The organism is Corynebacterium sp. LK10 (assembly GCF_008042455.1).
Classification (GTDB): Bacteria; Actinomycetota; Actinomycetes; order Mycobacteriales; family Mycobacteriaceae; genus Corynebacterium; species Corynebacterium jeikeium_D.
This window is the reverse complement of record NZ_NOVT01000005.1, coordinates 55,791-68,974: the sequence shown is the minus strand read 5'-3', so window position 1 is coordinate 68,974 and position 13,184 is coordinate 55,791. Positions and strand designations below refer to the sequence as shown.

The 13,184-nt window shown below is 58.7% G+C and carries 12 protein-coding genes; 6 read left to right on the top strand and 6 right to left on the bottom strand.

Features of this window, described 5'->3' with window-relative positions; genetic code table 11:
* The 6 genes from CHU70_RS02260 (at window position 1) to CHU70_RS02235 (ending at window position 5,720) form a co-directional block, all read left to right on the top strand.
* Window positions 1–684, top strand: coding sequence for an NYN domain-containing protein (locus tag CHU70_RS02260; protein ID WP_005510460.1), 684 nt, complete (start codon window positions 1–3; stop codon window positions 682–684).
* A gap of 59 nt (window positions 685–743) precedes the next feature.
* Window positions 744–1,787 carry a YbhN family protein gene (locus CHU70_RS02255; protein WP_049193158.1) on the top strand — a complete coding sequence of 348 codons (1,044 nt, stop codon included), beginning with the start codon at window positions 744–746 and terminating at the stop codon, window positions 1,785–1,787.
* Between the two features lie 62 nt (window positions 1,788–1,849).
* Window positions 1,850–2,221 carry a DUF3054 domain-containing protein gene (locus tag CHU70_RS02250; RefSeq protein ID WP_049171813.1) on the top strand — a complete coding sequence of 124 codons (372 nt, stop codon included), beginning with the start codon at window positions 1,850–1,852 and terminating at the stop codon, window positions 2,219–2,221.
* A gap of 87 nt (window positions 2,222–2,308) precedes the next feature.
* Window positions 2,309–3,835, top strand: a complete 1,527-nt coding sequence (locus CHU70_RS02245) for a peptide MFS transporter (RefSeq protein WP_016421637.1) — start codon at window positions 2,309–2,311, stop codon at window positions 3,833–3,835.
* 236 nt (window positions 3,836–4,071) lie between these two features.
* Complete coding sequence (locus CHU70_RS02240) at window positions 4,072–4,341, top strand: ACT domain-containing protein (RefSeq protein WP_016421638.1); 270 nt, start codon at window positions 4,072–4,074, stop codon at window positions 4,339–4,341.
* A 14-nt stretch (window positions 4,342–4,355) separates the two neighbouring features.
* The gene (locus CHU70_RS02235) at window positions 4,356–5,720 is read left to right on the top strand and encodes a PFL family protein (protein WP_070767093.1); all 1,365 of its coding nucleotides are present in this window, start codon (window positions 4,356–4,358) and stop codon (window positions 5,718–5,720) included.
* Window positions 5,721–5,738: 18 nt separating this feature from the next.
* Here the strand turns inward: CHU70_RS02235 and CHU70_RS02230 are convergent, their stop codons facing one another.
* From CHU70_RS02230 to CHU70_RS02205, 6 genes are all read right to left on the bottom strand, one after another.
* Entirely contained in the window at window positions 5,739–6,296 is a 558-nt protein-coding gene (locus CHU70_RS02230) for a TM2 domain-containing protein (RefSeq protein ID WP_070437275.1), read from the bottom strand.
* A gap of 212 nt (window positions 6,297–6,508) precedes the next feature.
* Complete coding sequence (locus CHU70_RS02225) at window positions 6,509–7,432, bottom strand: cutinase family protein (protein ID WP_070642625.1); 924 nt, start codon at window positions 7,430–7,432, stop codon at window positions 6,509–6,511.
* 5 nt (window positions 7,433–7,437) lie between these two features.
* Window positions 7,438–7,926, bottom strand: a complete 489-nt coding sequence (locus CHU70_RS02220) for a DUF732 domain-containing protein (RefSeq protein WP_016421642.1) — start codon at window positions 7,924–7,926, stop codon at window positions 7,438–7,440.
* A gap of 37 nt (window positions 7,927–7,963) precedes the next feature.
* Window positions 7,964–10,075: an alpha/beta hydrolase-fold protein gene (locus CHU70_RS02215; protein ID WP_147719420.1), complete on the bottom strand. Its 2,112-nt coding sequence runs from the start codon at window positions 10,073–10,075 to the stop codon at window positions 7,964–7,966.
* A 547-nt stretch (window positions 10,076–10,622) separates the two neighbouring features.
* Window positions 10,623–11,666, bottom strand: coding sequence for an alpha/beta hydrolase family protein (locus CHU70_RS02210; protein WP_070862452.1), 1,044 nt, complete (start codon window positions 11,664–11,666; stop codon window positions 10,623–10,625).
* Window positions 11,667–12,136: 470 nt separating this feature from the next.
* Complete coding sequence (locus CHU70_RS02205; protein WP_049193199.1) at window positions 12,137–13,156, bottom strand: decaprenyl-phosphate phosphoribosyltransferase; 1,020 nt, start codon at window positions 13,154–13,156, stop codon at window positions 12,137–12,139.
* Window positions 13,157–13,184 lie beyond the last annotated feature (28 nt).

Sequence of the window (13,184 nt, the reverse complement as noted above, 5' to 3'; positions counted from 1 at the left end):
ATGAGCACTACCCAGAACACCTCTGCCAGCTACAACACCACCGAGACGCACCCCACCGCACTGCTCGTGTGGGATGCCCCGAACTTGGACATGGGGCTCGGCGCCATTTTGGGCTCCCGCCCGACCGCCGCGCACCGCCCCCGCTTCGACGCCGTGGGCAAATGGCTTATCGACGAAGCCGAGCGCGTATCCCACAAAATCGGTTCCGATGTCCTCCCCGAGGCCACGGTGTTCACCAACGTCAACCCGGGCTCAGCGGAGATTGTCCGCCCCTGGGTCGAGGCTCTGCGCAATGTCGGTTTCGCGGTCTTCGCAAAGCCGAAGATCGAAGAGGACACCGACGTTGACCCGGACATGATTGCGCACATCCAACGGCGTTACGACGAGGGCGTGTTGCGCAGTGTCGTCGTTGCGTCCGCCGATGGCCAGAATTTCCAGGAGCTGCTGGAAAAGCTCGCATCCGAGGGGATTCGGGTAACCGTCATCGGTTTTCACGAGCACGCTTCCTGGGCGCTGGCCTCCGATGCGATTCGCTTCGTTGACCTGGAGGAAATCAAGGGCGTCTTCCGCGAGCCGCTACCGCGTATCGATCTCGACCGCCTGCCTGATGGCGGTGCGTGGCTGCAGCCGTTCCGTCCGCTCACTTCGTTGCTCAAGGAGCGCGACGGCAAGAACGACGACTAGGGAGACCACTGCGGCGACGTCTAGGGAGACGAACAGGAAGACGAACAGGCTTCTTATTTATGTCACGACTTAAAAAAGTCCTCAAAACCGGCAATTCGAGCTGGCTACGATCGATAATCCTCGTGGCCCTCGTGATTGCCGGTGTCGTCCTGACGGTAAGAAACTGGGACAGCGTCGTCCAGGGGCTCCAAATCCTTGCGGATGTCGACGCTAAGTGGCTGTTCATCGCTATTTTTTCCGTGGCTTTTTCGCTCTACGCGATGGCGGAAGTGATGCGTCTGCTGTTGCGAGCTGGAGGCGTAAAAGCAGCCACTCGCCGTAGCACCAATGCGCTAACCCTCGCATCCAACGCGTGGGCGGTCACCGTTCCCGGTGGTGCTGCATTCTCCACGGCGCTACAGATTAAGCGCATGATGCAGTGGGGCGCATCCGCGGTCCTTGTCAGCTGGTTCGTGCTTTTTTCGGGCGCGTTGTCGTTTTTAGGTCTGGCATTTCTGGGGCTTGGCAGCCTCTTCTTCGTCGGACAGGGTGGCACGACCGCGGTGCTCATCGCTATGGCAATTGCGGTTTTACTAGCCACCATTTTGCTGTGGCGGATTTCGCAGAACCCGGCTTTTCTCAACAAGACAGGCGCGTGGTGTCTGCGTGTCTTTAACAAGATTCGAAAGAAGCCCGCGGACACCGATGTCGACCGACTTGAAGAGTCCGTCAAACAGCTGACCAGCGTGAAGTTGCCCGTGCAAACTTTGGCTCTTTCCTTCACCTGGTCCTTTATCAACTGGGTCGCGGAAATTGTCTGTCTCTACGCCGCCATCCGTGCCGTTGGTGTCGATGACATCTCCGCTACGAAGGTGCTGCTGGCCTTCGTAACCGGCAAGCTCGCTGGTTTCATCCAGGCCACACCGGGCGGCATCGGCACTGTCGAGGCCGCTTTGACCGCGGCTCTCATCGCAGGCGGCACCACCGGCGCCGAGGCCTTTGCAGCGGTGCTGGTCTACCGCATCGTTTCCTTCGTCCTGGTGGCAATTGTGGGCTGGATTATCTACGCCCTCGGCTTCGACCACAAGGATCAGCCCGAGCATCAGCCAGTCGCTGACCGCTAATGGCTTCCTCGCCGCTGGTCGCTGGTCCCCCACCAATCTGAGGGGTCGCTAGACTAAGAAGCATGAACACACGCGTATCGACGTTCTTGATTGACATCCTCGCCATCTTTATTTTCGCCGTGTTAGCGCGCCTGGCTCACAACACTCCCGAGGATTCTTTTACCTTCATCAATATCCTCGATACCTGGTGGCCGTTCGCATTCGGTGTCCTCCTGGGCACCGCGCTGATTAAGAACGAGCCGAACCCGCGTGCAGTGAGTTCAGGCGCAATTGTGTGGCTCGGCACTGTCGTCGTCGGCCTAGCTGTGTGGGCCACCCGCAATTCGGCAGTCCCGCACTGGTCCTTCATTCTGGTTGCCTCAGTCATGAGCGCCTTGCTGCTGCTGGGTTGGCGAGCAGCGTCGAATGCGGTTGCTCGTAAGTCTCTGGACTAAGCCTTTGGCCCCGTTCCTAACCCTTCGATTTAGTTCACTGACTAAATCTGGTTTTTAATTTTTGCACTCCGCCTCGATAATTGAAGAATGGACAAATCTTCAGACGAGGCTCTCGGCAATCAACCAACTGCTGAGACCCAACGAACTCATAACCCCGCAGGGTCCAGCGAAGACCGCACCTTCATGGGCCAACCGTGGGGTCTCGCCAATCTCTTCGGCATCGAAATGTGGGAGCGCTTCAGCTTCTACGGCATGCAGGCCATCCTGGCTTTCTACATGTACTACGAGACCACTCAGGGCGGTCTCGGCCTGGACAAGGGTGCTGCTACCTCTATCGTCGGTGCTTACGGCGGTCTTGTCTACATGGCCGCACTCGTTGCCTCTCTGGTTGCTGACCGTATCCTTGGCTCGGAGCGGACACTGTTCTACTCCGCCATCCTGGTCATGTTTGGCCACATCTCCTTGGCATTCATCCCCGGCGTGATTGGCCTGGCTATTGGCCTTGTCTCCATCGCAATCGGCTCCGGCGGCGTGAAGACCAACGCACAGGTCGTGCTGGGTCAGCTCTACGCAAAGGACGACCCGCGTCGTGACGCCGGCTTCTCCATCTTCTACATGGGCGTCAATATCGGTGCCCTGTTCGGCCCACTGCTCACCGGCTGGATCTGGGGAATGAAGGGCTTCCACTGGGGCTTCGGCCTGGCCGCTATCGGTATGGCTGCCGGTCTGATTCAGTACATCCTGATGCGCAAGTCCACCATCGCCGAGGCTGGCCATGAGATTCCGAACCCGCTGCCGAAGAAGCAGTACCCGGTATGGATTGGCATCGCAGTGGTCATCACTGTTGTCTCGGTTACGCTGGTTTCCACCGGAATTGTTCCGGTCACGACTCTTTCCACTGTGGTCACAGTGATTGCACTGATCGCCGCTGTGGTGCTGTGGTGGCAGATGTACTCCTCGCCACTTACGACGAAATCGGAGAAGACTCGCCTGGTCGGCTTCATCCCGATGTTCGTCTCAGGCGTGCTGTTCTTCGGTATCTTCCAGCAGCAGTTCACGGTGCTGGCCATCTACTCGGACATCCGCCTCGACCGCGAGATCTTCGGTTGGGAAATGTCCCCGGCCTGGATTAACTCGATCAACCCGATCTTCATCATCGCCTTCTCGATGGTCTTTGCAGCCGCCTGGTCCAAGCTTGGTGACCGCCAGTGGTCCACCCCAGTGAAGTTCGGTGTCGCCAACATCATCATCGGTATCTCGCTGTTCTTCTTCATCCCATTCTCCGGTGGCGGTGAGAACTCCACTCCGCTGTATGCGATTATCTGGATTCTCTTCCTGTTCACCATGGGTGAGCTCATGCTGAGCCCGGTCGGCAACGCCCTTGCTACCAAGGTCGCTCCGGCAGCATTCCCGTCGCGCATGATGGCCGTCTGGCTGATGGCAGTCGCTATGGGTACTTCACTGGCAGGCACCCTGGCCGGCTTCTACAACTATGAGGATGCCGCTGCTGAGAACACCTTCTTCATCACCCTGGGTATCGCCTCGGTTGTCCTGGGCTTGATTCTGCTCGCCCTGCGCAAGTGGATTGTCAAGGAGTTCGTCGACGTCCGATAGGGCTGGCTCCGTAGGGCTGCCCCTCGCTCTGGCACAGCCCACGCTCACGCCCCTCCCCTCCTCCCCACTTCACGACACCTATGTCACCTCATGCCGCCTCCACAGATGGCACGAGGTGACATAGGTGTCGTGAAGTGTTTTTGGGCGGCCCTGAACATGCTTCGCCACAAACTTGCCACCAGCACAACCGCCATCCACAGATTTTCCCCGCCTCCCCACCGGCTAAAATTGAGGCCATGTTTGCCATCATTACCGTCACCGGCGAGGATCACACCGGCATCATCGCCGCCGTCACCACTGCTCTGGCGGAGCAGGACGTCAACATCGTCGATGTTTCCCAGACCCTCATGGATAAATGGTTCACCATGATCCTGCGGGTGGAGTTCAACGAGAAGGCCACCCCTATCAGCACGCTGCAGGGTTACATGGATTCCGTCGGCAAGCGGGAGGGGCTTGTCATTCGAATCCAGTCTGAGGCGCTATTCAACGCCGTCAACGAGATTTAAAGGGCGCGACCAGGATGGATTTCAACTTCGCGCAATCTAAGTTCCTCGACACTATTGACATGATCGAGAAGTACCGTCTGGATATCCGGACGGTCACCATGGGCATTTCCCTGCTCGAGTGCTCTCGCTCTGAAATGGAAGCCACCGCACAGGCGGTGTATGACCGCGTAACCAGGCAGGCCGCTCGCCTCGTGGAGGTCTGCGAGGGTATCGAGGCGGAGCTGGGCATTCCGATCGTCAATAAGCGCATCTCCGTCACACCAGTTTCCCTCATCACGGCCGGTTGCGAAGGCGACCCCACCGTGGTGGCCAAGGCACTGGACCGCGCCGCCCGCGATTCTGGCGTGAACTTCCTCGGCGGCTACTCGGCGCTCGTCGAAAAGGGCGCGACGACCAGCGAGAAGTGGCTCATCGACTCCATTCCCCACGCTCTTAGCGAGACCGAATTGGTGTGCAGTTCGGTCAACGTAGCGTCGTCACGCGCGGGCATCAACATGGATGCAGTGCGCCGCATGGGCGAAGTGGTGAAGGAAGCTGCGGCGCAGACCGCCGACCGCAGCTCGATTGCCTGCGCAAAACTGGTGGTTTTCGCCAATGCGGTGGGCGACAACCCCTTCATGGCCGGCGCGTTCCACGGTGTCGGGGAGCCAGATTGTGTCGTTTCTGTCGGCGTTTCGGGTCCGGGTGTGGTCGATCGCGCGCTCGGCGATCTGCATGGCGCCAGCTTTAACGAAGTCGCCGAGGAGATTAAGAAGGCAGCGTTCAAGATCACACGCACGGGTCAGCTGGTCGGCACGATGGCGTCGGAGCGCCTGGGCGTGCCTTTTGGCATCGTGGATCTCTCACTCGCGCCGACTGCAGAGATGGGCGACTCCGTCGCTCATATTCTCGAGCACATGGGGTTGGAGCAGGTCGGCACGCACGGCACCACTGCCGCGCTGGCACTGCTTAACGACGCCGTCAAGAAAGGCGGCCTGATGGCGTGTTCACGCGTCGGTGGACTGTCCGGGTCGTTCATTCCGGTCTCTGAGGACAAGGGCATGATTGATGCTGTGCGCGCGGGGTCGATCAGCATGGACAAGCTGGAGGCGATGACCTCTATTTGCTCGGTGGGCTTCGACATGATTGCGATTCCCGGTGACACGCCTGCGACCACCATTTCCGGCATGATTGCCGACGAGGCCGCCATCGGTGTGATGAACCACAAGACCACCGCAGCCCGCCTCATTCCGGTGCCGGGTACCAAGCCGGGCGATGAGGTGAACTTCGGTGGTCTGCTCGGCTACGCGCCGGTCATTGATGTCAATGCCAAGGGCAATGCCGAGTTCATTGCCCGCGGCGGCTACATCCCCGCGCCGGTGCACGGCTTCAGGAACTAGCGGATTCGGACGAGGCTCCTACGATTGCAGGCGGCGCCCATTTGCGTCATAGGCGTAGGAGCCGCTACCGACGAGAATCAAAATGAACTCGATAAATGCCCAAATGCTGACGCCGATAATGAGGAAGAAGCCAACCAGGAAGATGGCGGTAATCCAGCCGAATACCGTCAGTGCTAGCTGAATAGCACCACGCGAGTTGTGCCCCAGGTAGAAATTGTGAACACCGAGGGTGCCCAGGAAGAAGGCAAGCAGAGCCGCTGCAATCTTGGACTTATCCGAGACAGGGGAACCTGCGACCCCGTAGCCCTGGTGCGGGTTCGGGCCGCTGAAGCCAGCGGAATACGCCGGCGCCTGCTGGTTTGGGTAACCACTCTGATACGGGTTCGAGTACCCGTTGTGGAAATTGTGCTGGCTCGGGTCCTGATAGCCCTGCCCCACGTTCGGCTGCTGCGGTGGGTATGGATCCGAGTACGGCATACCGGAGCTGTAAGCACCCGAGCTGTTAGCGAACTTCCCCTTGGACCTCGGCATACCGTCTTCGTCGAAATCTCCATATGGGTTTGTCGGATTCGTCATTGCACCCTACCTTTTCGCCTAGATTTCCCCGGTCATGAACAGCAGTTCCTTGGGCGATAATAACCGGTTCCTTCAGACTGCTTCCTGCAACTTCGTCAATTTCTTTCGAAGTTTTAGCGAAACTGTTGTTTTGAAACATTAAACACCAGTTCTTGAGCAAGATTCTAACAGCAAGTCCCCGTCGGGGGCGTCTCGCACATTTTGAGCTGCCCCTACCGCGCCAGCGATTGCTCAATCAGTTCGCGAGTCCAACCCTCAGTCCAGGCCAGCGGAGTCGTCCCCGGAATTGCCACATCATTCGTGGCGTAGGTCGCGTGCGCACCCGCGCCGGTAATCATCTCCTGCGCTCGTGCAATCGCATCGGCCACTCCCGGAGGCACATCACAGAAGGAGTCCGATGGCACGCAGACATTCTGGACCTTGTCATTAAGAGGCCCAAAGCCGTCTCGTGGACCGCGCATCGTTGCGCCCGGAACCACAGCCTGCACAATGCCGCCGAGGGGCTGCAATGACAGCTCGACACCCACACCAGCCAGCGGAACACCCTGGTTCACGCCCTGATTAGGGTCACGCCGCGGGTCGCCCAACAGAGCCACGCCCGCGATGCGCTCGGCCGGAACCACACCGCGGCCGTTGCCGATGTCAGAGGCCAAATCACCTGCAATAGCGGCACCCTGGGAGAAGCCCATCAGGACGAAGTCCGTCAGTGGACACTGCCCGTGCAAGTCAGCCATTTCCTTAGCGGTGACATCGCGCCCGACTGCCTGCGAATCATCGTAAGTGAGTTGGTCGGGCAGCTGATGCGTCTTGATCTGTGCCGGGTACGGCGTAGTCCAGACCTTGACATCACCCTCCGAGTAGGACCCTGAGATCGAGTTCGTCAGGCCAAGCAGCAGCGAATGCGGGTTCGCGGTCGGGGCCATCGGATCATCGTCAGCACGCGATTCCGCAGTTCCGGGCACGGCGATAACTTCTACCGCCGGGCACCACTCGGGTTGTTCGGCCAGAACCCCGCCATCGTCACCGGGGGTCGGTGGGGTTTGACCGCCTTGGTCGTCGTTAAGCCATTGCACTACGCCGAAGCCAATAGCGGCCACCAGCACAATGACCGCCAGAATTGTCAGCACTTTACGCATGAGTGCTAGCAATACGCCTTTTTAGCGGAGCTTGCAATAGTCTTCGCCACTTCTTCGGCGCTTTCCTGTGAGCGCCCCTGGGCGACCAGCTGCCCGGCAATCGCCAGCGCGATGACTTCACGCTCCTCCTCCGGTGCGTCCGCGCATGCCGCGCGACCTGTGCCGATGAGCTGATCCTCCACCCCATCAACATCGATTCCCGCTTTTTCCAGCGCTCCGAGGTATGAATCGTCCGCCTCGCTGAGCTTCATCTGCCCATCGGGCGCTTCGTCCACGCGCTTAGCTTGGGGATCTGTGATCTCCGGCGCAGACTTTTCGCTCGACTTCGGCGCAGAAGTCTTCGTGCTTGACGACGTCGTGGAGGTCTTCGTAGTCGTCGACGAGGTGACCTCCGAAGATTCCACTGTGGAACTGCCACAGGCGGCCACTCCGAAGGTCAGCAGCGCAACAGCTGTGGTTGTAGCCAGTGTCCGGAAGGACTTGTTCATGGACATTTGTCTATCCCTTATTCAGTGCCCTGCTTTGGTTGGCTTACTTGTCATCACCGTTGTCGGCGGCTGGGGCCGGCGCTTCTGGCTTATTGCGCTCTTCGACAATCTTGCCGTTGAGCTGACGAATCCAGCCACCCTCGAACTGCTGCTCAAGACCGCCGGCCTTGACTGGCTGCAGTGGGCCGACCGGGTAGCCGAACGAGCCATTTTCGTAGCCAGTGCTGCCCCAGTGGTCAGTGATGTCGTTGGAGCGCACCGGCTGTGCACCAGTTTCCGGAGTCCAGTAAATGGCACCGTGTTCGAAGCGCTGGAAAGCGCCGCGGGCGAGCTTGACCTCGTCGCCGTCGACAGGCAGACCCAGATCGGACTCAGCGCCACCGAGCTCCTTGTAGACACGGCCGATTTCACCACGCACGATGCGAGGTTCTTCGCCGCCGATCTTGACGATGGTGCCACCCTGGAAGTCCTGGGCGACACCGCCCGGAATATCGCGGTGGTTGGCGACTGGGTAGCCCAGCGGACCGGTCTCGAAGCCGGCCTTGCCCCAGACGTTCATAATGTCGCCGGTGACTTCGTGGGCTCCGCCTTCCGGAGTCCAGTAAATCGAGCCCTTTTCGAAGTGGACGAATCGTCCCGAGCCATCCGGCGTAGCCAGTTCGTTGGTCACTGGGTAGCCGAGCGGCGAGGACGGACCACCGAGCTCGTTGTAACGCGAACCGATGCGTCCCCAGACCACATGTGCCCCGGAATCCGGGTGCCAGTAGGCGGTACCGCCGGTAAAGTCCTGAGCCACGCCATTCTTGGCGACGCCATACTCATCCGACAGGCAGGTGCCGATTCCCGGCAGCGATGCGACGGCCTTTTCAATCTCGCCACCTACGCGGCAGACAGCGCCACGATCGGACTCCGGCAACTGCAGTGCATCGGCCAGCGTTGGCCAGGCCTGACTGACCTCAAATTGCCAGTACGGCCAAGTGTGAGTACCCGAGCTCCGGAAGTTCACAACCGGCTCGACGCCCTTTTCCCGAGCATTCCGGATGAAGGTCTCACTGGTCATGCGGGAAAGCACTTCCAATGCGTAACCGGTCGGATTGTCCGGCTTCGTCGGATCGATCTGCGACGGCACGTCCCACTCACCGGTGTTGCCGTTACCCGCCGAGATGTACAGCGACATGCCCTTGAGCTTGTCGATGTTCAGCTTCGGATCATTGTCCTTCCAACGCTGCGAACCGAGCGGGCCCCACATCTTCGTCGCGTCATAGCCACCGGTGTTCTTCATCGCCAGAGAGATTGCCTGCGGCATGCCCGGCGAAGTCATATCCAGGTAACCAGAGAGGCTACCGGCAAACTTCCACAGCTCCGGAGAGTGTGCTGCAACGTTGTAAGCACCGGTAGCTCCCATGGAGATACCGATAATGCCGCGTTCATCGTTGCCGCGGAAGCCGTTGGTGATAACCGGCACGAGCTCCTTAGTGATGAAGCTCTCCCACTTGTAGTTCTGACCGTTATCCGGCTGATCCCAGTCAGAGTAGAAGGACGATGTACCGCCGGCAGGCATAACCACCAGGACATTCTTGTCCTCGTAGAAGCGTTCGATATTAGTAGCGCGAATCCAACCGGAGTAGTCATCAAACGATGCCATACCGTCAAGGTGGTAGACGCTCGGGAATGTGCGCTCCTTGTCGCGGTACCAATCGCGCGGCAGCAAAATCTCAACCTGGATTGGCTTCTCCGGCATGGCAGCCGAGCGAATGTGCGCAATGACGTGGTGATCTGTGTACCACTCGACCTTGTCTACGCTGACTCCACTGGGGAGGTTCGCCACTGCGGGAGTATCGACTTTAAATGGCGTACGCTCCGGCCCTGGCATCGGCTTCGGCATACCCAGGCCAGGTAGCTGCGCACCAGCAGCTTGCGCTGCTTCAGCGGCCTTAGCAAGGTCTCCCAGGTCTCCAGATTGCGCCAACTGCCCCTGAACGGCCTGAAGTTCCTCGTAGCTAGGCAGACCTGGCTGAGCTGGCTCGGGAGCCGCCACTGCAGCAGGGGCACCGAGAGCGAGAGTCAACGGTAGTGCCAAAAGTGCGGTCAACGCCCGTGATGACTTCCGGCTGTTGCCGAGTCCACCACGGAGGAATCTAGCGGTTACGCGCATAAGAGGGCTTCCCTTTACAAAGTCGCTGGTTGAAATTATTTGAGACGTTGAGTGTTGCACCGGCACCGATTAGGCACCTGCAGATAGCATCACGCGGCGCTTGAGCTATGCGTTTACCGTTCGGCTTCGCAGAATTACGTAGTGACCAGCAACGTATCCGAAGGTTCCCCTCCTCCGGCGTGCCGCTGCAAGAAGAATCTCACACACGATCTGCGAAACATACGGTATAGCTACCTGAATAGCTTCACCCTTTACTTTAAGGTTCGACTCTCATGTTTACCCTCTTACGGGTAAAAACCGTGGAGACACACGCAAAAGGAACTGAATTCAAGCTTTGACAGCGCAACTCTTTGCGCCCCTCTGTAGGCCGTTACCCACACCTTCCACTCAGCATCCAAACCCGGACTCGACACAGAAAAAAGACCAACCCCACAAAAGGATTGGTCTTTTTCAAAATTGAGACTTCTTAAGAAGCTAGCCCCTTTAAGAAGCCATCCAGCACCAGAGCTAGGTCAGCGCGCCAGAGCGCCCTGAAATAACTACCGACCTAGAGCCCCAGCGCCCCAAGAATGTGCGGGCGAGCAAGCGCGGCATCACGGCCCCACAGCTCCCACGAGTGGATACCGTTCGGGCTGTAGACAAACTGCGCATTGAGGCCGGCAGCGCGAGCGTCCTGCTCAAAGCGCTGCGTCGAAGCGCGGGAGACGGACTCCATTACGGCACGCCAGACAGTGTCAGGGAGCTGTGGCACCGGACGGTTCAAAACCTCCGGATCACTCCACAGGCTCTGAACACCCTGGGCGGAGGAAACATACATCGGCAGCCCCTTGAGCTGGTCGAGCAGCATCGAAGGGTCATGGGCCTGGCGTTCCGCCGAGGCCGGAACCGGAAGACCCCACATGCCAGTCGGATTCACTACACCAGTGCTAGCCACCATTGCAGTGGTACCCGTAGCAACAACTGGGTTGGACATCTGGTAGTAACCGGACAGCGAAGTAACCTGCTTGAACTGATCACGGTGGCGGGCCGCCAGAGAAACCGCCGCAGCCGCACCCATGGACAGACCAGCGATTGCGTTGCGGTTCGGGTTGACACCAAACTCACGCTGCAGATAGACCGGCAGCTCCTGAGTCAGGAAGGTTTCCCACTTCTGAGTCTTGACCCCTTCGGAAGTCACGGCCGGATCGCTCCAGTCGGCATAGAAGGAGCCGTCGCCAGCAGCCGGCGCAACCAGAGTGATGTTGTCATTGGCGAAGGTCTGAGCAATGTGACCCGACCAAATCCAACCGGACGCGCCCTTATTAAAGCCCCACAGACCGTCGAGCATGTACAGGGACGCATCGCCGCCACCAGTAGCCGCCTTAATCTGAACCGGAATATTGCGGTTCATAGCCGGCGAGAAGACCTGGCAGTACTGAACCCACCAGTTGTATGGATCCCACTCACAGCCTGGACGCAGTCGATCACGGTTTGGATCAGCACTCGCATCCTTCGCGGATGCGAGCATGATGCCACCAAACACCATTGCAACAGCCACAAGGGCAGCTACGACCTTCACCGTGAAGTTACGACTCACTGCAGTAAAGCTCATCGTTCTCCTCTTTACTTTCGGACTTACCTCCGCGCCAGACTTTTCGGAGGCAGTCGCTTACGCGAGCTTTCGCTTTTCTGCTTCCAGTTGTGACGCGACAACTGGAGACCCCACAAAAGAATCTCGAGTATGTAACGATACTCAATCGTTTCCCTACATCCAAGTTTAAATCGTAATCATTCCGTAATATTTCTCACATTTCCCCTCAAAACTATCCACCACAAGGAGAAACAATGTTTACCAGCATGGAATTACAAAATTGTAATTCCGCCCCGACTAATCCGTAGGACTGACTGAGAAACCTAAAACACGCCTACAAGAACCCCAAACACAACGTAAGTATTAGCTAGGCACAAAAAAGCCCATGCACCCCTCGGTGCATGGGCTTTCAGCTACCAACCGAACCCGACTAGAACCCGACGAGAACCCGACGGAAATCGCAGTTCGCTTAAAGGGATAAGAACTGGGAACTACCCCAGAGTCGGGACAGCGTAGACAGCGATGGCAATGGACAGCAGCCACAGGACGGCCAGTGCCTGCAGCGGTCGGTCCTTGAGCGCAATCTCATCCGGGCTTCCCGCATCACCACGGTCAACGTCGGCGGCGAAGCGCAGGATGGCCACAGTGAATGGAACCATCGAGATCTCGTACCAAATAGCCGAAGTCGATGAAGTGCCCGGCGCGCGGCCCATCTCAAAGCCCCACAGCGCGTAGCTCAGCACCACGGCGGTCGCAGCGAGGGTCCACACAAAGCGCAGGTAAGTCGCGGTGTAACCCTGCAACGACTTTCGAATCTTCTTACCCGTGCGCTCTGCCAACAGCAGCTCAGCGTAACGCTTACCGGCTGCCATGAACAGCGAACCAAAGGCGGCAACCAGCAAGAACCACTGGGACAGGTTGATGTTGGCAGCAACACCGCCGGCCATTGCACGCAGCATGAAACCCGAGGACACCAGCGCAATATCAATCACCGGCTGGTGCTTCAGGCCAAAGCAGTAACCGAGCTGCAGTGCAATGTATACAGCCACAACAATTGCTAGCCCCGGCCCCTCAGAGGCAAACCAGGACACCGCAATCGAACCAATAATCAGTGCGACCGCCATAATGTACGCCATGCTCACCGGCAGTACGCCAGCGGCAATTGGGCGGAAGCGCTTGGTTGGGTGCGCGCGGTCAGCCTCGACATCGCGAGCATCATTAATCAGGTAAATCGACGATGCTGCCAAACAGAAGGCCACAAACGCCACCAGGATGTCGACGGTCAGTGTGCCGATCGAACGTCCCGAGTCCATAATCTCGTTGCCGGCTGCCAGTGGAGCCGCAATGACCAGGACATTCTTCACCCACTGCTTCGGGCGAAGCGCCTTGATCATGCCGTCCAACAGATTCTTCGGCGGATGCCCCTGCGGGTGCGCAGGCTCATCGATACCGGAAGTGTGCGGCTCGGACCCAATCCTTGATTGAGAAGCTTGCCGCTGGTTGGCCGACACATTGGCCAAGTTGTCGTTCTCCGCCTGT

What these genes read in the sequence shown, in the direction of transcription:
- CHU70_RS02215 (WP_147719420.1), bottom strand. Translation starts at nt 10,075, where the DNA reads ATGCGCGTAACCGCTAGATTCCTCCGTGGTGGACTCGGCAACAGCCGG.
- CHU70_RS02230 (WP_070437275.1), bottom strand. Translation starts at nt 6,296, where the DNA reads ATGACGAATCCGACAAACCCATATGGAGATTTCGACGAAGACGGTATG.
- CHU70_RS02250 (WP_049171813.1), top strand. Translation starts at nt 1,850, where the DNA reads ATGAACACACGCGTATCGACGTTCTTGATTGACATCCTCGCCATCTTT.
- CHU70_RS02220 (WP_016421642.1), bottom strand. Translation starts at nt 7,926, where the DNA reads ATGTCCATGAACAAGTCCTTCCGGACACTGGCTACAACCACAGCTGTT.
- CHU70_RS02235 (WP_070767093.1), top strand. Translation starts at nt 4,356, where the DNA reads ATGGATTTCAACTTCGCGCAATCTAAGTTCCTCGACACTATTGACATG.
- CHU70_RS02245 (WP_016421637.1), top strand. Translation starts at nt 2,309, where the DNA reads ATGGACAAATCTTCAGACGAGGCTCTCGGCAATCAACCAACTGCTGAG.
- CHU70_RS02225 (WP_070642625.1), bottom strand. Translation starts at nt 7,432, where the DNA reads ATGCGTAAAGTGCTGACAATTCTGGCGGTCATTGTGCTGGTGGCCGCT.
- CHU70_RS02240 (WP_016421638.1), top strand. Translation starts at nt 4,072, where the DNA reads ATGTTTGCCATCATTACCGTCACCGGCGAGGATCACACCGGCATCATC.
- CHU70_RS02260 (WP_005510460.1), top strand. Translation starts at nt 1, where the DNA reads ATGAGCACTACCCAGAACACCTCTGCCAGCTACAACACCACCGAGACG.
- CHU70_RS02210 (WP_070862452.1), bottom strand. Translation starts at nt 11,666, where the DNA reads ATGAGCTTTACTGCAGTGAGTCGTAACTTCACGGTGAAGGTCGTAGCT.
- CHU70_RS02255 (WP_049193158.1), top strand. Translation starts at nt 744, where the DNA reads ATGTCACGACTTAAAAAAGTCCTCAAAACCGGCAATTCGAGCTGGCTA.